Origin of the sequence: Paenarthrobacter nitroguajacolicus, assembly GCF_031455195.1 — a bacterium.
Taxonomy (GTDB): Bacteria; Actinomycetota; Actinomycetes; order Actinomycetales; family Micrococcaceae; genus Arthrobacter; species Arthrobacter nitroguajacolicus_D.
On record NZ_JAVDSH010000007.1, the window covers coordinates 127,602 to 149,639 of the forward strand.

A 22,038-nucleotide genomic window follows, 5' to 3' on the forward strand; every position below is an offset into this window, starting at 1 on the left:
TCACCACCTCGATGATCACACTGAGGTAGATTGAGACACTTTATAATGAGCGCATGACAGGAATGGATCTCAACCTCCTCCGGGCTTTCATGACGATCTACGAAACCGGGAGCCTGACCCGCGCAGCTGCGACGTTGTCCGTCACGCAGCCCTCGGTCAGCTACGCCTTGGGGAGATTACGAAAGCAATTGGGCGATCCCTTGTTCATTCGCTCAGCTGAAGGGATGACGCCGACGAGGCGGGCAACGGAGCTCTTTGCCACTATCAAGCCCGCAATTGAGGTCATTGACTCAACGGTGGAAACCGGAAGAACTTTTGAGCCCGCCTCTACACGGCGGGAGTTTCGACTATGCCTGAGCGACCTCGGAGAACTCACTTTCCTCCCACGCATTCTTCGTGCTTTCGGGAGCGCAGCACCCAATGCGACGCTGGAAATCATTCCCATGCAGATCGATTCAGTGTCTGATTGGCTAATGCGCGGCGAAATCGATGCAGCAGTTGCCAGCGTGCCCATCGAAGGCGCCGAACACCGCGAGATTCTCTACGAGGAGCGATACGTTTGCGTGCTGCCTCAAAGTTACACAGGCTCATCGGCAACATTGACCCTGAAGGAATTCGCCGCCCTGCCCCACATCGCTATTGATAGGTCTTCCGGACACTACCAAGCCGACCGGTTGCTCGAATCAATGCAAATCAAACGGCGCGTGGTGCTCCGTCTCCACCATTTCTCCGTACTGCCTCAAATAGTGGCTGGCAGTGATTATGCCGCCATCGTGCCCCTGCGCGTCGCTGAACTTTTCGCCACCCAGCAGCCCGTGACATTCCGCGAACTTCCTTTCCAGATGCCGGCGTTCAACGTCTCCCTCTACTGGAACGGCGCCCCGCCCGTGTCTCCTGCCCGCGCCTGGTTCCGCGAAACAATCGCGGAGGCATTGAAGTAACCGTATTGGGCTGAAACCAGAGCCTGTGGTTCTCTACATGGGTCATACCCGAGGGATGAGTTTCTCGCCTTATTACCTACCCCGGAATGTTCACCCCGCGCGGTCCCCGCCAGGAGGAGAAGATGAACGCTCTGCTGGCCGGGGATACGTGTGGCCTTTCCTCAGCTGCACAACGGAACGTTGTCTCTGGCTGAAGAAGCAAATGACCTTCTAAATCCGTATAGAGATTCTCTATGGAGGTCCCAAAAAACATTTAGTCGCTTGATTCGCACGCTCCCGCTAGAGTCAAGTCATAGCGATTCTTCCCGCCGCTGGAAACGTTCGGGAGGAGTGCTTTCCCCACTACCAGGAGAAAAAAATGAGCATCCGCTTAGCCGCTGTTCAAGCCGAGCCGGTGTGGCTGGATTCGGAAGCGACCGTGGTCAAAACCATCGCTCTGATTGCCGAAGCGGCTGCCGGCGGAGCCGATCTCCTGGCATTTCCAGAGACCTGGATACCGGGTTACCCCGTATTTTTGTGGAGTTATCCGGTCTACCTCCAGAAGGACTTTGTAGCCCGGTACTATGCGAACTCACTCACCGTAAGCGGCGAACAGATGCTTCGCATCAGGAATGCCTGCGCCGAACACGCGATCACCATTGTTCTCGGGTTCAGCGAGAGGTCGGGCAGTTCTCTCTATATGGCCCAATCCATGATCGGCCCCGATGGCGGGATTCTGTTGCACCGCCGCAAGCTCAAACCAACCCATGTCGAACGAACCTTGTTTGGTGAAAGCGACGGTAGCGGAATCAAAGTCGTCGACACGGCATTGGGCCGGGTGGGTGCGTTGAACTGTGCCGAGCATCTGCAACCCCTGACGAAATATGCGATGTACTCGCAAAACGAACAAATTCATGTCGCTTCTTGGCCTTGCCTCGGAATCTTGGGCAGTGAGCCGGCGCTTAGCCCGGGGTCGATCATGGCCGCTTCCCAAACTTATGCCTTGGAGGGCGGCTCCTTCGTCATCACCTCATCGCAAATCATGAGCGATGAGGGCGCCAAGACCTTCCCTGACGCCAATGGCGGTCCGACTCCGGTGTACACAGGCGGCGGCGGTTTCGCCCGTGTCTACGGGCCCGACTCGAAATTGCTGACCGAAGAACTGCCGCCAACCGAGGAAGGCATCGTCTATGCAGATATAGATCTTTCCACAATCGACCTGGCCAAAAACACCCTCGATCCTGTCGGCCACTATGCACGACCCGATGTCCTTCGTCTGGTATTCAACTCCTCACCTGGGAGACCGGTAAGTACCGAAGGCCTCGCAAACAACTACGGCGAACAGGAATTTCCGCCTCCTGGTAACCAAAGCCTGACAGGGACCGAACTTCCGGCGCATGAGTAAGGTCGCCGGACTCCCGGCCGGCATGGCGTCCGTCCGCATCTCCTGACGACCAACCCACACAGCAAGACTGCTTGCCGGTCCCGGGCATGCCCATAGCCATTCGGCCCTAGCCAACACAGCGTCCGAGAAGTCTCCGACCTGACCACTCTCTTCGGCACCGTCGAACGTTCACCTGGCTCCCCCTGACTAAGCCCTCCCCGAATCCCGCCCCACTTGCCTTGGGCAGCTCAATCTCGTCCCCGCCAAACGCCGACGACGATCCCCCGGCTCTGATCAACGTCAGAGTCGCACCCCCAGCAATCCACCCATATCGCTGAGCTACGCCTATTTCCCATCAAAACCAGAAAGCCCCTCATGAAAACACCATCAATTTCCGGGCACACGCCCCCTACCCGGGCGCAGCTACGAAACGTCCGCCTGGCCAGTGGCATCGGATCCACCATCGAGTGGTACCTGTCTTTCGCATACATTTCAGCGGCAGGCTTGATATTCAGCCAGCAGTTTTTCGGTGCCTTGGGCCCGAACGCGCTTATCGTCTCTCTCGGATCCGTAGCTGCCAGCTTCATTGCCAGCCCCTTGGGCGGCGTCATCGCGGGTCACTTCGGTGACCGATACGGGCGAAAAGCCACATTGATCGGGACCCTCTGCGTCATGGGTATCGCCAGCCTCGGGATGGGAGTGCTGCCCACCTATGAACAAATCGGCATGACGGCACCCGTACTGCTTGTCATCCTCCGATTTATTCAGGGCCTCAGCACAGGCGGAGAATGGGGAGGAGCAGCCCTCATGGCCGTCGAGTATGCCCCGGAAAAGAAGCGCGGCTTCTACGGCGTGTTCTCCCAAATCGGAACTCCGGCAGGCTTTGTGCTGGCAACGGGTAGTTTCTTCCTTGTCCAGGCACTCACCACACCAGAACAGTTCACCACCTTTGGCTGGCGCATCCCCTTTTTCATCAGCGTCGCCCTTGTGCTCGTAGGCATCAAGATCAGGACCTCAATCGAGGAAACACCCGCCTTCGCCGAGGTAAAAAGGGCAAACACCGAAGCCCGGATACCGCTGAAAGAGGCCTTCAAAGGCTACACAGTCCACATGACCCTGGCAGCGGGGGCATTCATGGCCAACATCCTCGCTGGTCTACTACTCATCGGATACTTCCTGCCCTACACCACCTCGGGCCTCGGCATGGAAGCCGGCCCCGTACTGCTCATTTTGATGATCGCGTCCCTGATCTGGATCGGCAGCACCCTATGGGGCGGAGTTCTGGCCGACCGATTCGGTGCCCGAAAAGCCATGATGGGCGGCTACATTCTCCTCGCAATTTGGGCCGTTCCAATGTTCCTGCTGATCGATTCACGGTCCCTGGCGGCCTTCGCACTCGCCGTATTCGTCCTCGCCATCGGGCTTGGGGTATCGTACGGGCCACAAAGCTCACTCTTCGCCGCACTCTTCCCGCCCAGAATTCGTTACACAGCGGCGTCACTACCGTACGCCGTCGGTGGCATACTCGGCGGCGGCTTCGCACCTGCAATCGCCGAAGGGCTGCACCAGGCCACAGGAACATCAATGGCAATCTCGGCGTACATAATCGTCTTCATGGCCGCCTCCATCGCCTGCCTTGTAGCAATCAAACCACGACACTTGCAAGGATTCGCCACCCCACACGAGACCGTCGCGCCTGCACAACCTGCAAACGTCGAGTGAACTGTTGCTGCCTGGCCGAGTACGACCAGGCAGCAACATCGTTCGCGCCACCGGCTTGATCCTCAGCATCCAGTACTTCGGTGCGATCGGCCCCAGCGCACCCATCATGTTCTTCGACTCGGTAGCGGCCAGCTTCATCACCAATCCCGTGGACGGCATCATCGCCGATCACTTGACCCGCAGCAATTCGCTCCTCGACCTGGCCCAACAGGACAAATGTCCTACCCGAACTGGTGGCGTCAAGCCGCTGTCCACCAGATCTATCCCCGCAGGCACAGACGAGCCTGAGTGCACCGCACGAGGTCGGAGCCGACTTCCGTCCATCAACGCGAATGTGGACACCTGTTGCGTGTCGCCTGACGAAACTAGGTGGCTAATCGGAGACGAAGCCCCTGCATCCCGCCGTCCACAGCCAGGGAAGTGCCGGTCGTGGAACCCGACAGGGGGCTGGCAAGGTACGCGACGGCGCCCGCAACCTCGGCGGCGTCCACCATACGGCCCTGCGGCTGGCGGGCGTTAAGTGCGGCACGTTCAGCCTCGGGGTCCGCTGCCGAGTCCAGGAGGCGGCCCACCCACGGCGTATCCACAGTTCCCGGGCTCACGCAGTTCACGCGAATGCCCTCGCGGACGTGGTCAGCCGCCATCGCCAGCGTGAGCGACAACACCGCGCCTTTTGACGCGGAATACAGTGCTCGCTGCGGCAGCCCAGCTGTAGCCGCGATGGAGCATGTGTTCACGATCGCCGCGGCAGGCGATTTCCGCAAGTGCGGGAGGCTGGCGCGGCTCACACGCACGATTCCCAGCACGTTAACGTCGAAGACCCGGTGCCATTCGGCGTCGTCGTTGGTCGTGACATCCCCTTGCGCGCCGATACCGGCATTGTTGATAACTACATCCAATCTCCCCAAATGCCGGACGGCCGCGTCAATGGCGGTCCGTACTGAGTCGTCGTCGACAACGTTGCACTCGATACCGAAGTGCGCAGACCCGGCAGGGTCAAGGTCCAGCACGGCAACCTTCGCCCCGCCCGCGGCAAGGCGGTCAGCAATGGCGGCGCCGATGCCGGACGCGCCCCCCGTTACGATGGCTGCAATGCCCTCGAACTCGTCGGTCATCAGAGATCCTTTCCAGCGCCGACCGAGACGGATGCCGCGGGCGCGGAGCCTTCGGCGGCCGCCCGGTAGAATTCCTGGCGTTGGCGCCCAAGCCCTTCAATCTCGAGTTCGACCACGTCGCCTGGCTGGATGTAGGGGAAGCGGCCGGACAGCGCCACACCCTCGGGAGTACCTGTAAGGATGATGTCGCCCGGTTCCAGGAGCATGTACTGGCTGACATGGTGTACCAAAGTGGCAGCATCGAAGATCAGGTCGGCGGTGTTTGAATCCTGCCGAGGCTCGTCGTTGACCCACGAGCGCAACCGCAGCGCCCCGCCATCGACCTCGTCCGCCGGAACCAGCCAAGGTCCCAGCGGAGTAGACGACGGCAGCGACTTGCCTTTGGTCCACTGGCCCGCGGCGCCCGATATCTGGTACTCCCGCTCGGAGAGATCGTTCGCCACGAGGTAACCTGCGATGCACTCCACGGCATCCGCCACCGAGGAAAGATATGACGCTTCCTTGCCGACCACGATGCCGAGCTCCACCTCCCAGTCGTACTTCTCTGACGACGGCGGGATGGGGGCGGCATCGAACGGACCCGCCACAGTGTTGGATGGCTTGAGGAACACGACAGGGATTTGTGGCGGGGCTGAACCGGACTCGGCTGCGTGCGCGGCATAGTTCATGCCAATGCAGACCAGCGATCCAGGGCGTGCGACCGGCGCTCCCAGGCGAAGGCCTTTGGCGGAAATGGCGGGAAGTTCGCCGGATTCCAAGGCTTTGCGGGCACGGGAAATGCCGCCGCTCGCGAGGAAACCTCCGTCTATATCCTCGGTCAGCGCGGCCACGCTGAAGTACTGATCGACGCCGTCGGCGTCCTTTACGATGACTGCCGGTTGTTCGTATCCGGCCGGTCCCAAGCGGGCAAACTTCACGGGCATTCTCCCCTTCGAGGTATTGCTTTAACATCCGAGGTTTAAGGCGCGTATCTGCCTAGTTAAAGGTGCCTTTGTGCCTTATTGTACGGAATGTCGAGCCGTTGACAAGGAATACATCGGATGTTTAGGTTGATTCAGACCTCAACTCATATGGCCACGGTGGCTCCCTCCCGACGAAGGGTGAAGCGGAAGCAAGGCCTAAGCAAGGCAAGGAGCAGCATGAGCATTATCACTGCGGTGGATACGTTCGATGTCCGCTTTCCCACATCCCAAGGGCTGGACGGGTCGGACGCCATGAACCCGGATCCCGACTACTCGGCCGCTTATCTCATCATCCGCACGAATGCCGGGGACGGCCACGAAGGCCATGGCTTTGTCTTCACGATCGGCCGCGGCAATGAAGTGGAGACTGCGGCCATTGAAGCGCTGCGGCTTCACATTCTGGGCCGGGAAGCCGAGGAACTCCTCGGCGATATGGGGGCCACATGGAAGTTGCTGGTCCACGATTCCCAGCTGCGCTGGCTTGGACCGGAAAAGGGCGTGATGCACATGGCGATCGGCGCCGTGATCAATGCGTTGTGGGACCTTAAGGCCAAGCGTGAGGGGCTTCCCCTGTGGGACCTGCTGTCCCGCATGAGCCCGGAAGAACTCGTATCCCTGGTCGACTTCCGGTACATTACGGACGCCCTGACTCCGGAGGAAGCGTTGGATATCCTGCGCCGCGCGGCACCGGACAGGGGAGAGCGCCGGGCCCGGCTTCTCACCGAGGGCTACCCGGCATACACGACAACGCCGGGCTGGCTCGGATACAGTGACGAGAAACTTGCTCGACTGGCCAAGGAAGCCGTGGCCGAAGGATTCACGCAAATCAAGCTGAAAGTGGGCGCCTCCCTGGAGGATGATATCCGCCGCGTCCGGATCGCCCGGGAGACATTGGGCCCGGATATCAAGATCGCCGTGGACGCCAACCAACGCTGGGATGTTGCCGAAGCGATCGAATGGGTGGGCCACTTGGCGCCCTATGACATCGCCTGGATCGAGGAGCCCACCAGCCCTGATGACATCCTGGGTCACGCCGCTATCGCGAAGGCGCTGGCACCTATTCCCGTAGCTACCGGGGAGCACGTCCAGAACCGCGTGGTCTTCAAACAGTTGCTCCAGGCCGGGGCGGTTGACGTTGTGCAGATCGATGCCGCAAGGGTGGCAGGGGTCAATGAGAATATCGCCATCTTGCTCCTCGCAGCGAACTACGGAGTCCGCGTCTGTCCGCATGCAGGCGGTGTAGGACTATGCGAAGCCGTGCAGCACCTTTCGATGTTCGACTTCGTGGCGGTCTCCGGAACCAAGGACAACAGAATGATCGAGTTCGTCGACCACCTCCACGAGCACTTCGTCACTCCGGTTCACGTCCACGACGGCAGCTACTGGCCGCCATCCGCCCTTGGCGCCGGCAATGAAATGCTCAGCCAGGCCCTGACCCATTACAGCTTTCCCGACGGCGCAGCCTGGACCGCGACCCCATCAGCGCTCGTCAACCTCACCTCATCGTGAACATTGCCACGTGCGGCCTCAGCCGCCGCCAGCCTCGGCAGCCTAGCTACTTACAAAGCTCGATCAGGAGTCACCAATGATCCCGCACGCACCTTGGTTTACGGAGGCCCGGCTCGGCATGGTCGCGGTGCCCGTTTGTCGAACCCTTCCTGAAGCCCGGGGTGTAGCATGATCGAAACCATCGCCCTGCACACCCGCCTCAAGCCCGGCGCGGTCGAGGAATACGAGGTGGCGCACGCGAATATCCCCGCGGAGCTGGTGGCCGCATTGCGGGACGCTGGAGTTCTGAACTGGCGGATCTGGCGGAGCGGCGAGGACCTGTTCCACCTTGTGGAAGTCCGGGACTATAAGGCCATGCGGCACGCGCTGGCTGAGAACCCGAGCAACGTTGTCTGGCAAGAACGGATGTCCACCCTGCTGGCCGTGGAGGATGACTACTCGGGTGACGACCGGGGCATCCCCAAGGTGTGGGAACTGTGGGAACGGCCATGAGCCAAGTCTCTTTCGATCGGCTCGGTTTCGGGGCCGCCGGCATTGGAAACCTCTACAGTGTCGTGGACGACGTCGTCGCCCAAGCAACCGTCGAGTCTGCCTGGGCCGGCGGCATCCGGTACTTCGATACTGCGCCGCATTACGGCCTCGGTCTCTCGGAACGCAGGCTTGGCCTCGCCCTTCGCGGCAAGCCACGGGACGAATTCCTGGTGTCCACCAAGGTCGGCCGGCTCCTCGCACCTGCTGACAACATGGAGAGCGCGCGGGATGACGAAGGCTTCGATGTCCCGGCAGACTTCCGGCGGGTCTGGGACCCCACGGAGGCAGGCGTCCGGCGAAGCCTGGAGGACTCACTTGATCGTCTCGGCCTGGACCGCGTGGACATCCTCTACCTTCACGACCCCGACGCCTACGACTTGGAAGCCGGCATAACCCAGGCGCTTCCCGCGATGGAGAAGCTGCGCGCCGAAGGCCTGGTCAAGGCAATCGGAGTCGGTTCCAACTCCAGCGGTGCCCTCGTGAAATGTGTGCAGCGATCCGAGCTCGACCTGGTGATGCTGGCCGGACGCTACACCCTGCTTGAACAACCCGCCCAAGAGCATCTCCTTCCAGCCTGCATCGAGCGCGGGGTGGGCGTCGTGAACGTGGGCGTCTACAACTCAGGTCTCCTCGCCCGCACCACGATCAGCGACGACGCTCACTACAACTACGCGCCCGCGCCCAAGGAGATCCTGGACCATGCACGCCAGCTCGCGGCATGCTCCGCCGAATACGGCGTGGAACTGCCAACAGCTGCGCTCCAGTTCAGTCTCCTGCACCCTGCGGTCCGCACTGTTCTGGTCGGCGCCTCAAACCCGGCCCAGATAACGCAAAACATTGCCAGGATGAACCAGCCCGTTCCGGCGGAATTGTGGCAAGAGCTACGACTCAGGTCGCTGGTGCCGGCGTGACCTTCCGGGGGCGGCCATCTGCATTCTGGAACCTCGAAGCCGGTGGATACGGCTGGCTCGGGCTTCAGCACGGGCCGCTCCACCGTAGCTTTTCCCCGGAGGAGGCCAGGCAAGAGCTGACCACCTCCGGAGTGGACCGGCCATCATAGTCCAAGCCGACGACACAGTGGCGGATACTCTCCTGCACTGATGTGGATCCCGTGGGCTTCGTGACGCCGGTAGGGACGAGTAGCAGGTCGTTACGGGCCCGACACGAAGCATTGTTGGATGATTGCCAGTTATTGGCTCACACATGCTCGCTCAGATCGGCTAACACTCGCGAAGGTACCGAAATGCCCGCCGCGCCAAGGGACAAACCACGAGTCCGCTTCAGAGATGACGCTCAAAGCAGCACCGCTTCCGAAGGGCCATCTCGATAGGCAGAAACCTGGCATCCAGAAAAGCGCGGACATCGCCGGGTAGGGAGTCTGTAGATCGACCGCCTAAAGAACCGGTCCAGATTCTCTTCGGTTTGTCCTGCCGGGACACCGTTTACTGCCGTTCGCCCTTCGGGAACGCGTTCTCGGCGTTTCGTATAAGCATCAGAACGTCAGGCCACTGTGGAGAAGCTACAAGCTTGGTTGCATCTTGAGCGAAGCCGCTGCCTAAAGGCAGCTCGACGGACTAAACACCTTCCGCTACGACGCCCGCAGAGGCTCACTTGGTAGCCCCGTTAATCGAGTATCGAGTTCACCGCGGCTTGGAAACGAGCAACCCGAATTCGCCAAGATCCGTAAAGTCAACGTCACCAGTGTTGGCTGTGACGTTGAGCCGGTAGTAACGATAGAAGTTGGGATTCGGAATCGTGTAGGTCTTGAGCTCCAAGCGTCGGCCAAAGCCCTGGTTGCTTTGAGTGTCGAGCGTTGTCCAGGTCGAGCCGTCGTAGGAACCCTGGAATTGCCAGTCCTTAGGATCGCGGAGGACCAGCCCGTTGGTGCTGCTGACGGTATAGCTTTGGACCCGCTCCGTGTGGCCGAGGTCGTACTGAAGCCAGCCGGTTGTGCCCTTGTAGAACCATCCCGACCCCGTGTTCTGGTCGAAGGCCCTCATGGCGCCGCTCGTGTTCCCGCTGTCGGTTGCGATGCCACCAGTGGCGACGTTCACCATCGGATGAAATGGTGTGGCGCTGTCCGCCTGCGAACTACCGCTCGTTCCAGCGGAGTTAGTCGCCGTGACGGTGTAGTAGTAGGTCGTGCCATTGCTCACTGACTTGTCCGTGTAGCTGCTGCCTGTGATGCCCGACGCGATCGTCTCGGAGGGGCCCCCGCTGAACTTGGAGCGGTTAACGGTGTAACCGGTGGCCCCGAAGGACGCCTGCCAGCGCAGCGGCACGGCGCCATCGCCCGGCGAGGCCAGCAGCATGGCGGGTGCCTCTGGGATGACGCTTGGCGCACCACCGTCGCCGCCGGTGATCTGCACGTTGCTGAAGGTGGAGCTGTTCAGAGTGCCATTGGCGACCGAGGCGACCAGCAGGCCGACATAGATCGTGTCGGGAACAGGGCCGTCGATGCGGCCGACGTCCGTGGCAGCCCAATTTGTCCCGTCCGGAGAAACGTAGCCGGTGATGATGTTCCCTATGCGCTCGAGCTTCACCCAGTACGAGGCCGTTGAGCTGGCAATGGCCATGGCTTTGGTCCCATAGTTCGAGCCGCCATACACGGCGAGTTTCTGCATGTTCTGTTTGGCCTGGCCGTTGCTCGCAACGGCCATCCACGCGCGGGGAGCGCCTTGTTCCAGACTTGTACGCATCATCACGCCCGCCACGGCAGCCGGATGGGTGTTCTCGACCGACTCGACTTTAGCGATGATGGCGGAGTTGCCTGTGATGGCCTTGTAGGTGAAGTGGCTAGCGTCTTGTGTGCCCCAGAAGATATCGTTACCCGCTCCCTGAACAGTCCATTTGCCGTTGGCGTATGTGGCCGTGCCAGCCGGTGCGGCGCCCCCAATGTCAGCACTGCTGAACCCCGAGGTGATCGAGGTGGTCGAAGGAATGGGCAGGGGCGGCGGCGGTGTCGCCTTCGAGGTGTCAGAGTCCTTGAGGAACATGAAACTGGTGCCGCCCACGGGCATCCAGAGGCGTCTTTGCGCGATGAAGGGTGCCTGGAGACCCTTGCGGAGAACGTAGGCGCTATAAAGCTGAGTGAGCGCCACGCTCCCGCCGTTGGCGCCGTCCCAGCCGCGATTGGTGATGTCGGAGGTGTAGTAGCGGTCGGTGGTGCCAAAAGGAAGGGCTGTCGTCGGGATGAGCTCATTTACCCTCGCGAAATACTCACCCGCTGCCAGCAGGCGGTTGTCGAAGTCGGAATAGATGTCAATGCCTTGGGTCCAGAGCGCCTCGGCCAGCATGGTCAGTGACGCGAGCTGCCCATAGGCGTGCCCCTGGTCGCGGAGGGAGTCGCCGAGCATGCCGATGTCATTAGAATTTCGCAGCCCGATATGGGCCAGTGTGCGCGTCTGATAGACGACCTTGTCCAACGTCTCGTTGTCGTCGTTGTAGATCGCCATCAGTCCGAGGGCAACGAGAGACAAAGCGCCCTTGTTGGCGGCCCCGAACGAGTTTTCGCCATAGGGATTTGCTGCTGGCATCAGGACGTTCTTGAAGTACTTCTTGACCGTCGCCGTGTCGGCCTCCGTCCAGCCCGGGTAGGTGCTGCGCAGGATTTCCGCACCGCCCACGAACTGGAAAGCGTAATCGCCCAGATCAAGCATCGACTCGCGACCGGAGAACTCCGTCTGGGTGGTGGCCCATCCAAGCAGCAACTTGCGCGCATTCACCGCGTATCGCTCATCCCGGGTGAAATACCACATCTCCGAAAGTTCCGAGATCGCAACCATGTCGGTGCGCCACGCAAAGAGATTTTCGTCGGGGGCGCGGCTCACCTTCACGAAAGGGCCACCACGCCCTGCATAGCTGAGCCTGGACGTGGGACTGTTCGCCAGTTGATTGAAGGCAGATTTCCACGGCTCCTTGCCCTGATCGACGTTCGCCTTGACCGTCTGAAGATCCGAGAGGGTGAGCCCAGCACCTGGATGCTTGATAACGGGGACCTCCGGGGTGCCCCCCGTGACTACGGGGACTGCCGGGGTGCCGCCCCCAACATCGGAAATCCCCGGAGCAGCTCCCGTCGCGGCATTTCCCGAATTTCCGCCACAATAACCTGTGAGCATGATCGCGCTCAACACGAGCGAGGCAGCAGCAAAATAGGTTTTATCAAACATGGGAACCTTCCTTAGTCCGTACACGAATAAGTAGCGGAGCCGGCACGGGCCACCAGCTTTCCTCAAGGGTTGGTGCCATTGATTGGCCCGCGAACGGGGATTGAAAGGCTTTTCGGCCAGGGCTTTAGTCGAGGTTCCAGATTTCCTTTGAGCGTGAGCCGCTGTTCGCCGTCGGGTGTTGTGTCCAGGCGTGGTTGCGGGTTGGCGTGAGTGTCCACCGCTGCCGCGTCTTTGAGTCCTGCGCCGATAGCCGCGGATGCTTCCGAGAATGACATTGCTTCGTAGACCTCGAAGTAGGCCTAGTGGTGTTCGCCGACGGGGAAGATGCTGTCGTTACGGATGCCCGCATGGGTGAGCCCGAGCTCTACCTCGACCAAGCGCCCCGGCGAAGCCGTAGGTATTCCTCCTGGTTTGAGTTTGGTCGATCGATTCTTTGGACCAATTGAAGATGCGACGTTATCCACCAGCAGCAATCGGCATTGACCAGTCACCTCCGTATAGGAGCCGGTCCGCTCTGAACGCTTCCACCGCGGTGGCAACGATTCTGCCCACGGAAAATGTGGAGGTCGCTTCCGCAGAGCCCGACGTAGGCTGGTTCCGGATTGGCATCGTTGAGGGGCGAATGTGCGTTCGTCAGTGTATGTGACGGCTTGCATGCCTTGATTCTCCTGAAATCAATTCAGAGCCGCGGCGAGGATTCCCAGCGCCTCCGAGAGGCGTGTAGTTCGTCTCGTTCGGCCAGCCGGAGTCGGCTCAGCGAGCAGCTCGCCGTGGCTGTCCTGTGGTTGCCCGGCATGGAAATCCTCCTCATCCGTGCAAGAAGTCGTGACGGAGTGGCCGAGCCTCCTCTTCGAGGTAGAGCCGAACGACCGGACCCGCCGCGGTCTGGGATTGGGCCGGCAACGTCACGTCAAGCGACTCAGCGGATCGCTGCCAAGCGACGTCTTCGGCAGAACCGAGGACCCGAACCTCCCGGATTCCTCGGGTAAGGAGTCCGGCGCCGCTTCCAAACGATCGGATGCGGGCTGTGCCGTCTTGCGGATGTGCAAGCAAAGTCGCGTAGATGTAGTCGCCGGTGACGTCGGTTCGTGTGGTGAAGCGAACATCCGCCGCCGTGTACGCGGGCGAGGAGCTGTCAACGAATGAGCCGACCGTGACCGCGGTCGGACCCTCGCCGGGAATCGTCCAGGGTCGGCTGCCGTAGATCGCTTCGCCGTTTCGGGTCAGCCACTCCCCTATGGTCTTGAGGAGCCTACGTTCATCTTCCGGGATAGTGCCATCTGGCTTGGGTCCAACGTTCAGGAGAAGCACGCCGTTTTTTGAGACGGTGTCAGCCAGCTCGGCAATTAGCTCGTGCGCTTGCTTGTACTCCTGTCCTTCGACCCAGCTCCACGAAGTTCGCGACACCGACGTGTCGTTTTGCCAGACGTCGTCGCGGATGCCGCCCATGGTCCCGCGTTCAATGTCGTAGACAGCGCTCCCCGGCGTGAATGAGTTCCACTTGAAATTGATGACGACCTCACGACCCCACTCGGCTGCGCGGTTGTAGTAGTACGCGGCAAAGCGACGCAAATAGGGTTCGAAAGCCGGTGACTCGATCCACCAATCGAAGTAGAAGATCTGTGGCCGGTACTTATCAACGATCTCGACGCATCGCAGGAGCCAGTCCTCAAGGAATCGCTCATTCGGTGCGATTTCTTCACGCTGGGCCGGACCGTAGAAGTCCGCGTAGGCGGAGTCTCGAACGTCGGAGTCGAACCGGCTGCCTCCGTTCATGAAGAACCAGTGCTCTGCGCGATGACTTGACGCGCCGACAACCATCCACGCATGACCCACTGCGTCGCCGAGCTTACGGAAGATGTCCTGGCGTGGGCCCATGTTCGTCACGCTCCACCGCGAACGATCGGTGTTGTATAGGGCGAATCCGTCGTGGTGCTCGGCGACCGGCACCACGAACTGGGCGCCAGCCTCCTTGAACAGCGCGGCCCAGTCATCGGGCTGAAACTTTTCCATCGTGAAGCTTGGGATGAAGTCCTTGTACCCGAACGCATTCTGCGGACCGTAGGTCTCGACGTGGTGTTCGAATGCCTCCGTCCCTTCGAGGTACATGGAGCGGGAATACCACTCGTCGCCAAAAGCGGGGACGGAGAACACCCCCCAGTGGAGGAAGATCCCGAACTTGCCGTCGTGGTACCACAGCGGTGCTCGATAATTCTGCAGTGACTCCCACGTGGCGTCGTGGGGCCCGGCGTCGATGACCTGCTTCACGCTGGCCAAAGCGGCGGTGTTGTCAGAGACCTCGACCGGAACGGGGAGCTCGTCGGGGTTGATCAAGGGCAACGTCATTGTGGATCCTTCTCGGGAGCGTCAGTGAAATCGGGGTCGTTAGACCAGGCCGACCTAGATGGAGGGTTGACAGCATAGGGCATTCTGCACCACAGTGTACCCTAACTTGGAGCGTTCCAAGGATGCCTGTTCAAAGGAGAATGGAATGGAAATCCCATGTTAAAAAGTCCGAACCGTCCCCGAGCCATGCTTTCCCTCCTCGCCGCCGTGCTCCTCACGGTGGCGGCACAAAGCACCGCCACGATGGCAAACGCCGCAGGATCAGACCACTTCGTCGACTGCTCGGCCAGCACGAACGGCTTGGGGACCCAAGCGAGTCCGTGGAATTCCCTGGCACCAGTGAACTCTCTGCTGTTCGGCCCCGGCGAACGCGTCCTGTTCAAGGCCGGAACGACCTGCGTTGGTCAGCTCACACCCTCCGGGTCGGGATCGGCAGGAAGCCCCGCCGTCATCACGAGCTATGGAGCGGGCGCCAAGCCGGTCATCGACGGCAACGGGGTGGTGGGCGCGGTGGTCAAGCTCCTCAACGTCCAGCAGTGGCAACTCTCGGGGCTCGAGGTCCGCAACGCCGCCGAATCCCCCGCGTTCAGGACCGGAGTGCTGGTCGAGAACTCATCAGGGACGACGCTCTCAGGCATCTCCATCACTAACATGACCGTTCGCAACATCTCGGGATGGTCAGGCGGCTGGTACTCGTCAAACGCGGGAATCGCCATCCAAACCGACATAAGCACATCCGTTTCCACCTGGAACGACATCACGATCGCCAACAATACCCTTGACCATGTCGACCGCATCGCCATCGCTGTCACACCACAGGACAACCGTCGTGGTACCGGACTGACGACGAACGTCCGCATCCTGAACAACAACATCCGGTACTCGGGCGGTGACGACATCCTGGTCGTCAACGGCGACGGAGCGCTCATCGACGGCAACGACGCGGCGTACGGCGGGCCCAAAGCGACAACCGGATGCCCGCCTGCGGGTCAGATTTGCAATACGGCTGCGGCGTCGATCTGGGTGGCTGGCAGCAACGACACGACGATTCAGAACAATACGGTGGCCTGCACTATCAACCAGCAAGATGGCCAGGCGTTTGACGTCGATTGGGGTAACCACAACACGACCATCCAGTACAACTACTCGCGCAACAACTCTGGCGGCCTTCTCCTGATGATGCAGCAGATCGGGAGCGAAGCACCTAGCGACGGAACGGTCGTCCGCTACAACATAAGCGAAGACGACACGAACACGGCCGGTTGCCCGATCGTTAGTAACTTCAATCGAGCGCACAACGTGTTCGACTTTCCTGGTGCCATTCCCAACCGGAGTGACTCGGCTTCGCCCCTTCCGGACATCTACAACAACACAATCTACATCTCGTCCGGACGGCCGACATCGGTGGTCGGAACGCGGACCGGCAATACGCAGTCCGGTTCCTACAAGTTCCGGAACAACCTGGTGCTGAACTTCGGCTCCAAGGGCTACCTTCAGACGACGGGTTCGGTCTTCGCCAACAACCTCCTTTATGGGCCGCGTAACAACAATGAGCCGACAGCCGGGACAATCTACTCGTCGCCCCAGTTAGTCGGTCCGCTCCAATCCGCGACCCAAGCCTCCGGGGGCGCGACGGCATATCAGCCCCGGGAATCGTCGCCGACATTGGGCACCGGTGTGCCTATCGCCTCCAACGGCGGCCGGGATTTCCCTGGTAAGCCCATTTCGGCGGTTCCCAGTATCGGTGCGTATGAGAACGCCACCACGAACTTGGTTCGAAATGGCAGCTTTGATTCGGGCGAACTCACACCGTGGAGTCTCAGTGGGGCAGGATCATCGCTGACCACGAGTACCGCGTCCAACGGCACTTCGGCCTTGCAGACGGGCAATGCCAATAGCGGAGTCGAAAATACTGTTAGCGGGCTCACTCCGTCAACCACGTACCTCCTCTCGGCGCGGGTCAAGGTCGGCGTCGCCGGTGAGCAGCTCGCAATCGGAGTCAAGAACTTTGGCGGGTCGGAGAACTACAGCAAGTCAACTGACACGGATTGGGCGCTCAACACCGTGGCGTTCACCACGGGACCCACCAACACGACGGCGACGATCTACTGCTACAAGAACGATGGCACCGGGCAGGGTTACTGTGACGACTTCAGCATCGTTAAGCTCACCAACCCAGGAAACCTCGTCACCAACGGAGGGTTCGAGACCGGTTCTCCAACACCGTGGACACCGTCCTCGTCTGTCCCCGTCAACGTGACGGCGTCAGCTGCCCACAGCGGGTCGTTCGGGCTTGTGACCGGGCCAGCGAATAGCGGGGTGCAACAGACGATCAACGGGCTCCAGCCAGGGAGGACTTACGTCCTCACAGGATGGCTTCACGCGATATCTGGCGAAGAGGTTGCTCTCGGCGTCAAGTCGTTCGGCGCTGCCGAGTCATTCCGCACCGTGGCAGGGGCGACATATGCTCCCGCGACGGTGGTGTTCACCACGGGTACTGCCAGCACGCAGGCTACCGTCTATTGCTACAAGAACGCGGGAACGGCCGCGGGGGCATGCGATGACCTCGCGCTGAAGGAACTGGGCTAGCAACCATTGCGACCTGTGGCTGTGTTGGCAAATCGCCGACACAGCCACGCCGCGCCATTGCTCTCGGTGCGCTATTGTATTTGGTACGCTCCAAATCGGCCGCGGACCGATGGATCTTCAGGCGCGGCAAGGTACGGATCTAAGGACGGGAATGGGCCGGCAAGTAACACTAGAAGATGTCGCCGCCGAGGCGAACGTCTCCAAGAGCAGCGTTTCAAATGTGATCCGAAACCATCCAAACGTTCGGGAGTCGATGCGCCAGCGTGTCAACGCGGCCATCGAGAAACTCGGCTACCGGCCCCAAGCCATTGGTCAAAATCTCGTCTCGGGGCGGACCGGTCTCGTGAGTCTCGCGATCCCCAATTTTGCCCAGCCCTACTTCGCCGAGTTGGCACGGGCCGCGGTAGCCGCAGCCGACGACGCCGGCATGCGACTGATCGTTCAGCAGACCGACAATCTCTTGGAGCGTGAACGAGAAGCTGCGGACTCATGGAATCTGGGAGCCGCGGATGGCCTCATATTCAGCCCCTCGGTGATCGACGACGAAGAGATCGAGGCGAGGCGCGGCCGGGCCCCGCTCGTGCTGTTAGGTGAGCGATCGAAGTTGTCCTCCGTCGATCGCGTCGGTATCGACTCCGTGGCGATCTCACACGCCGCCACCAAGCACCTGCTGGATCAAGGCCGGTCGCGACTGGTGATGATTGGCGACAAGACATTCGGCGACCCGTTCGTCGTATCAGAACGCGAAGCCGGTTTCCACCTGGCATTGGAGGAAGCCGGCCTGCACGAAGCCGGACCCGTCACGGCGGTTCGGGATTGGACTCGCGAAGACGGAGCCCGCTCAATCGAAGAGCTCATCGACGCCAACGTCGAGTTTGACGGGGTTTTCTGCGCGAACGACCTGCTCGCACTAGGCGCGATGTCGGCGCTTCGGCGACGCAATCTGAAGGTCCCGGAGGACGTCGCAGTGATCGGAATCGACGACATCGAAGACGGCCAGTTTGCTTCACCGACGCTGTCGACGATGTTCATCGACAAAGAGTGGATGGCGCATGAGGCGATCCGGCTGCTTGCCAAGCAACTCACCGACCCGGACTCGATCCCTGAACAACTCAGCGTTCCGTTCCGGCTCGTAGCGCGAGAATCAACCGCTTCTCCACGCTGACCCCGGGGAATCACGTCAAGATTCCAGCTTGTGCAGAGTGCATAGTCATTCTATTTGACCTTGATGGCAGGCTGGCTTTGGTTCGCGTTTCCGCTGCGCCAAAACCAGGAGATCAGCGCTTATAGCCGTGATCTGGACGAGTTCAAGGGCCCTCCCGAAGCCGCCTCGCTAGCATCCCGCGGGATGCTATCGGTCCAGGGCGAGTTAAACGGAGTCGCAGACCGGTGGCAGGACGGCCACGGCCCTGCTTGCGCTCATTGAACGGGGTAAACGCTAAGGCGGCGGGGCACCACACGGCGGATACGCCGCCAGGGCGCTTTTTTAGGGGATTGCCCAAGACGGTTCCCTAGGCTTATCTGAGGAGTCGAGGCGCCCGCTTGACAAATCTATCTGGCGAGATCATCCTGTAGATGCGCCCATTTGGAGCGTTACAAATTCTCAATGGAGAGGACACCATGAATAACAGCACCCGACCTGATCGCAGGGACGTTGCTCCTTCAGGAAGCACAAGAGGACGTCATGGACGCCTGGTCGTGGGAGCTGTTGTCGCCCTGTCCGCGCTCCTGATGACGGGCTGCGCATCGACCGGCACAAGCGGAACCGGCGACAAGACTGTCCTGAAGGTGTACGGCTGGAAGGGCGGCGACGCCGAGCCAGCCAACGTGAAAGAGATCAATGCCGCGTTCGAGAAGGCGAACCCGGATATTTCGCTCCAGTACGAATTTATCCCGTCAGCTGCATACCCTCAGCGTGTGCAGTCGGAACTTCTCGCTGGAAACACCGCAGACGTCATCATGACAGACTCTGCCAAGGTCCAGGACTGGGGATCCTCTGGATACCTCGAGGATCTGTCTTCGCAGCCCTGGGTGGGGGATGTGCGCAAGGAGATCAAGCCGTTCGTTGAGAACGACAGTAAGACCTATGCGATGCCGATGGAGGTGATTGGCATTTCCCTCTTCGCCAACAACGCCCTGCTGCAGAAGGCAGGAATCACGTCGCCACCGGCGACGTGGCCCGAGTTCGAGACGGCCCTCCAGAAGGCGAAAGACGCCGGCATCACTCCACTTTCTTTGCCCAACAAGGGCGGGTGGACGGGAGACGCAGCGATCAACGCCATTGCCGCCTCCCTCGTCTACAAAGACCATCCGACATTCGACGCGGATTTCGTTCAAGGGAAGGCGTCCTTCTCTGCTTGGAAGTCCTCGCTGCAGCAACTGATGGACCTGCAGTCTAAGGGGTTCGTTGACTTCAAGAGCGAACTCGGCGTTGATGAGTGGAGCACGGGGATTTCGGACTTCCAAGCAGGCAAGAGCGCGTTCTATGTGCAGGGCGCGTGGAACCAGTCATCGTTCACGAAGGCAGGACTGGACAGCTCGTTCATTCCGTGGCCGGCGACCAGCAATGCCGATTCGAATGCCAACCTTTTCGTCGGGACTATGTTCAGCGTCAATGCCAAGTCAAAGGCCAAGTCGCCGGCAGAGAAGTATGTCCAGTTCTGGTCTGAGAGCAAGAACGCCTCGCCGTACCTGGAGGCCGAGAACGCAGTCTCGCCGTTCACCAGCGGTGAGAGCCCGTCCGGGCCGGCGACGAAGACCTTCACTGCGGCGGTAAACGAGGGAAGGTTCCGCATTCTGCCTTCCAATACGTGGGCCGATGCCGCAGGCGAGAAGACTCTGCAGGAACAGATCCAAGCCCTCTGGCTTGGTCAGCAAAGCATCGATCAGACGGTCAAGAACCTCGACGAAAAGCTCAAACCCACGAAGTAGACAACGACAGCAGGGGCCGAGTGGCATCCGGCTCGACCCCTGCTGTTCAGTTCGATTGAAGGAAGTTCGATGATCCACCGCAGACCGCTCTTAGCCGTCGCCTTCATGGCCCCGGCCCTGGCGACGTACCTCGCCATAATTGTGTACCCGCTGGTGCAAGGACTCGTATTGAGCGCCACGGACAGCAAAATCGGAAATGCCGGCGACTTCGTCGGCACGGCCAACTACGTCACCATGGCTAGCGACAGCGGCGTTATACGGGCACTGGGAGTCACTGTGGCATATGCGGTCGTAGTGGTCATCGCGCAGAATGGGATCGGTCTGGTCCTGGCCAGGGCTCTGTTCATGCGCCCGCGCGTCCGCCAACTTGGCAGCACAATCATTCTCGTTCCCACTCTCATGTCGGCCGTGATGGCCGCGTTCGTCTGGAACTCGCTTCTCGCGCCAGACGGAGCTGTCAACTCCCTCCTTAAATCGCTCGGTTTAGGCACGCTGACGCACGTGTGGCTCGGCGATCCATCAACGGCACTCTGGGCGATCGCGCTAGTCAACATTTGGATGTTTTCAGGCTATTCGGCCGCCATCTTTTTAGCCGGGTACATGAACCTCCCGACCGAACTCCTCGACGCATCGAGCATGGACGGAGCGGCAGGCTGGCGCAGATTCGTTTCGGTCGAATGGCCGCTTCTAGCCCCGGCCACAACCGTAAGCGTCACCCTTTCCCTGCTCGGGTCGCTCAAAGTTTTCGAACTCCCCTTCGTGATGACGAACGGTGGACCAGCCGGTTCGACCACGACCCTCACCATGCTGATCTTCCAAAAGATCTTCGGAGGACAGGGAAGTTTCGCCTATGGCACGACCATCGCCGTCCTCCTCCTGGTTGTCGTCGTGCTCTTTGCCGGAGTGACCCAATCCCTTCTTCGACGTCGCGAGGAGCGAATCTAAGATGCACAACACAACGATCACCACACCCCCGACAGCACGGACATCACCAACAGCATTCCGAGCGGAACGTCGGGCTGGTGCACAAGGAGTGCGGCGCAGACCTGTATCGCTGGTCGGCGATGTGATCCTGACCGTAGCCGTCGTCCTGATCTTCGCCCCGTTCGCCTACACAGTCGTGACATCGTTGCGCCCTCCCTCCGACGTGATCAACGACCCGCTTGGCTGGCCGACGAGTCTGACGATCGACAACATCACGAACGCCTATTCGAAGATGAACTACGCCCAAGGGGTGCTCAGCTCGGCCGTCGTCCTGGCCGGCGCGTTGATCTTGACCATAGTCGTCGGAGCGCTTGCCGCGTACCCGCTTGCACGTATCACCCGATCGTGGACGAGCTGGGTGTACCGCCTCTTCCTTGCGGGCTCGACAGTGCCGATCTTTGTGTTAATCGCCCCGCTGTACCTCTTGCTTCGAGACGTTGGCCTTCTGAACAGCTACGCGGGAATCATTCTCGCCTACACAGCCATCAACCTTCCGGTCGCGATCTTCTTCTACACATCATTCTTCCGACAGATTCCAATCGAGCTGGAGGAAGCGGCCGCGATCGACGGATCGGGACCCGTGCGCACGTTCTTCGTTGTGCTTTTCCCTCTCCTCCGACCCGTCACTGCGACCCTTGCCACATTCCTGACTCTCAGCGTCTGGAATGACCTGCTCATTCCGCTGGTCTTCGTGCAGGATCCATCAATAAAAACGGTGATGGTGAATGCCTACTCCCTTGTTGGCAGTTACACCCTGGACCCGAGCTTGCTCTTCCCCGCCGCGTTGCTCGGCGTCGCGCCCCTACTCATCGTGTTTGCCTTCTTGCAGCGGCAAATCGTCAGCGGACTCACGATGGGTGCCGTGAAGTCTTGACA

15 protein-coding genes are annotated in these 22,038 nt (G+C 60.5%); 11 read left to right on the forward strand and 4 right to left on the reverse strand.

Features of this window, described 5'->3' with window-relative positions; all coding sequences use genetic code 11:
* Positions 1-53 precede the first annotated feature (53 nt).
* The 3 genes from J2Y68_RS15595 (at position 54) to J2Y68_RS15605 (ending at position 4,026) form a co-directional block, all read left to right on the forward strand.
* Positions 54-941, forward strand: coding sequence for a LysR family transcriptional regulator (locus tag J2Y68_RS15595; RefSeq protein ID WP_209754588.1), 888 nt, complete (start codon positions 54-56; stop codon positions 939-941).
* A 358-nt stretch (positions 942-1,299) separates the two neighbouring features.
* Entirely contained in the window at positions 1,300-2,325 is a 1,026-nt protein-coding gene (locus J2Y68_RS15600) for a carbon-nitrogen hydrolase family protein (RefSeq protein WP_309994708.1), read from the forward strand.
* 354 nt (positions 2,326-2,679) lie between these two features.
* Positions 2,680-4,026, forward strand: a complete 1,347-nt coding sequence (locus J2Y68_RS15605; RefSeq protein WP_309994709.1) for an MFS transporter — start codon at positions 2,680-2,682, stop codon at positions 4,024-4,026.
* A gap of 365 nt (positions 4,027-4,391) precedes the next feature.
* Here the strand turns inward: J2Y68_RS15605 and J2Y68_RS15610 are convergent, their stop codons facing one another.
* Positions 4,392-5,141, reverse strand: coding sequence for an SDR family NAD(P)-dependent oxidoreductase (locus J2Y68_RS15610; RefSeq protein WP_309994710.1), 750 nt, complete (start codon positions 5,139-5,141; stop codon positions 4,392-4,394).
* Complete coding sequence (locus tag J2Y68_RS15615) at positions 5,141-6,064, reverse strand: fumarylacetoacetate hydrolase family protein (RefSeq protein WP_309994712.1); 924 nt, start codon at positions 6,062-6,064, stop codon at positions 5,141-5,143. The genes J2Y68_RS15610 and J2Y68_RS15615 overlap by 1 nt, the downstream gene beginning before the upstream one ends.
* A 216-nt stretch (positions 6,065-6,280) precedes the next feature.
* Between J2Y68_RS15615 and J2Y68_RS15620 the strand changes: the two genes are divergently transcribed.
* The 3 genes from J2Y68_RS15620 (at position 6,281) to J2Y68_RS15630 (ending at position 9,054) form a co-directional block, all read left to right on the forward strand.
* Entirely contained in the window at positions 6,281-7,612 is a 1,332-nt protein-coding gene (locus J2Y68_RS15620) for an L-fuconate dehydratase (RefSeq protein WP_309994713.1), read from the forward strand.
* A 168-nt stretch (positions 7,613-7,780) separates the two neighbouring features.
* Positions 7,781-8,104 carry an L-rhamnose mutarotase gene (locus J2Y68_RS15625; RefSeq protein WP_309994714.1) on the forward strand — a complete coding sequence of 108 codons (324 nt, stop codon included), beginning with the start codon at positions 7,781-7,783 and terminating at the stop codon, positions 8,102-8,104.
* Positions 8,101-9,054: an aldo/keto reductase gene (locus J2Y68_RS15630; protein ID WP_309994716.1), complete on the forward strand. Its 954-nt coding sequence runs from the start codon at positions 8,101-8,103 to the stop codon at positions 9,052-9,054. Before J2Y68_RS15625 ends, J2Y68_RS15630 begins: the two co-directional genes overlap by 4 nt.
* Before the next feature lie 729 nt (positions 9,055-9,783).
* Here J2Y68_RS15630 and J2Y68_RS15635 read toward each other — a convergent pair.
* Both J2Y68_RS15635 and J2Y68_RS15640 read right to left on the reverse strand, forming a co-directional pair.
* The gene (locus J2Y68_RS15635) at positions 9,784-12,312 is read right to left on the reverse strand and encodes an alginate lyase family protein (protein WP_309994718.1); all 2,529 of its coding nucleotides are present in this window, start codon (positions 12,310-12,312) and stop codon (positions 9,784-9,786) included.
* An 807-nt stretch (positions 12,313-13,119) separates the two neighbouring features.
* The gene (locus J2Y68_RS15640; protein ID WP_309994719.1) at positions 13,120-14,658 is read right to left on the reverse strand and encodes an alpha-L-fucosidase; all 1,539 of its coding nucleotides are present in this window, start codon (positions 14,656-14,658) and stop codon (positions 13,120-13,122) included.
* Between the two features lie 186 nt (positions 14,659-14,844).
* Here J2Y68_RS15640 and J2Y68_RS15645 point away from each other — a divergent pair, with 186 nt between their 5' ends.
* The 5 genes from J2Y68_RS15645 (at position 14,845) to J2Y68_RS15665 (ending at position 22,036) form a co-directional block, all read left to right on the forward strand.
* Positions 14,845-17,247 carry a carbohydrate binding domain-containing protein gene (locus J2Y68_RS15645; protein ID WP_309994720.1) on the forward strand — a complete coding sequence of 801 codons (2,403 nt, stop codon included), beginning with the start codon at positions 14,845-14,847 and terminating at the stop codon, positions 17,245-17,247.
* Positions 17,248-17,398: 151 nt separating this feature from the next.
* On the forward strand, positions 17,399-18,412 hold the full coding sequence (locus J2Y68_RS15650; protein WP_309994722.1) for a LacI family DNA-binding transcriptional regulator: 1,014 nt from the start codon (positions 17,399-17,401) through the stop codon (positions 18,410-18,412).
* Positions 18,413-18,945: 533 nt separating this feature from the next.
* The gene (locus tag J2Y68_RS15655; protein ID WP_309994723.1) at positions 18,946-20,178 is read left to right on the forward strand and encodes an ABC transporter substrate-binding protein; all 1,233 of its coding nucleotides are present in this window, start codon (positions 18,946-18,948) and stop codon (positions 20,176-20,178) included.
* Positions 20,179-20,247: 69 nt separating this feature from the next.
* Positions 20,248-21,123 carry a carbohydrate ABC transporter permease gene (locus tag J2Y68_RS15660; protein WP_309994724.1) on the forward strand — a complete coding sequence of 292 codons (876 nt, stop codon included), beginning with the start codon at positions 20,248-20,250 and terminating at the stop codon, positions 21,121-21,123.
* A 121-nt stretch (positions 21,124-21,244) separates the two neighbouring features.
* A complete protein-coding gene (locus tag J2Y68_RS15665; protein WP_309994725.1) occupies positions 21,245-22,036 on the forward strand; it encodes a carbohydrate ABC transporter permease in 792 nt (263 codons plus the stop codon).
* The last annotated feature ends 2 nt before the right edge of the window (positions 22,037-22,038 follow it).

Excerpts from the sequence above, each read along its gene's own strand:
- J2Y68_RS15600 (WP_309994708.1), top strand. The coding sequence starts at position 1,300 with ATGAGCATCCGCTTAGCCGCTGTTCAAGCCGAGCCGGTGTGGCTGGAT.
- J2Y68_RS15595 (WP_209754588.1), top strand. The coding sequence starts at position 54 with ATGACAGGAATGGATCTCAACCTCCTCCGGGCTTTCATGACGATCTAC.
- J2Y68_RS15630 (WP_309994716.1), top strand. The coding sequence starts at position 8,101 with ATGAGCCAAGTCTCTTTCGATCGGCTCGGTTTCGGGGCCGCCGGCATT.
- J2Y68_RS15615 (WP_309994712.1), bottom strand. The coding sequence starts at position 6,064 with ATGCCCGTGAAGTTTGCCCGCTTGGGACCGGCCGGATACGAACAACCG.
- J2Y68_RS15660 (WP_309994724.1), top strand. The coding sequence starts at position 20,248 with ATGATCCACCGCAGACCGCTCTTAGCCGTCGCCTTCATGGCCCCGGCC.
- J2Y68_RS15635 (WP_309994718.1), bottom strand. The coding sequence starts at position 12,312 with ATGTTTGATAAAACCTATTTTGCTGCTGCCTCGCTCGTGTTGAGCGCG.
- J2Y68_RS15645 (WP_309994720.1), top strand. The coding sequence starts at position 14,845 with ATGCTTTCCCTCCTCGCCGCCGTGCTCCTCACGGTGGCGGCACAAAGC.
- J2Y68_RS15620 (WP_309994713.1), top strand. The coding sequence starts at position 6,281 with ATGAGCATTATCACTGCGGTGGATACGTTCGATGTCCGCTTTCCCACA.
- J2Y68_RS15650 (WP_309994722.1), top strand. The coding sequence starts at position 17,399 with ATGGGCCGGCAAGTAACACTAGAAGATGTCGCCGCCGAGGCGAACGTC.
- J2Y68_RS15610 (WP_309994710.1), bottom strand. The coding sequence starts at position 5,141 with ATGACCGACGAGTTCGAGGGCATTGCAGCCATCGTAACGGGGGGCGCG.
- J2Y68_RS15640 (WP_309994719.1), bottom strand. The coding sequence starts at position 14,658 with ATGACGTTGCCCTTGATCAACCCCGACGAGCTCCCCGTTCCGGTCGAG.
- J2Y68_RS15625 (WP_309994714.1), top strand. The coding sequence starts at position 7,781 with ATGATCGAAACCATCGCCCTGCACACCCGCCTCAAGCCCGGCGCGGTC.
- J2Y68_RS15605 (WP_309994709.1), top strand. The coding sequence starts at position 2,680 with ATGAAAACACCATCAATTTCCGGGCACACGCCCCCTACCCGGGCGCAG.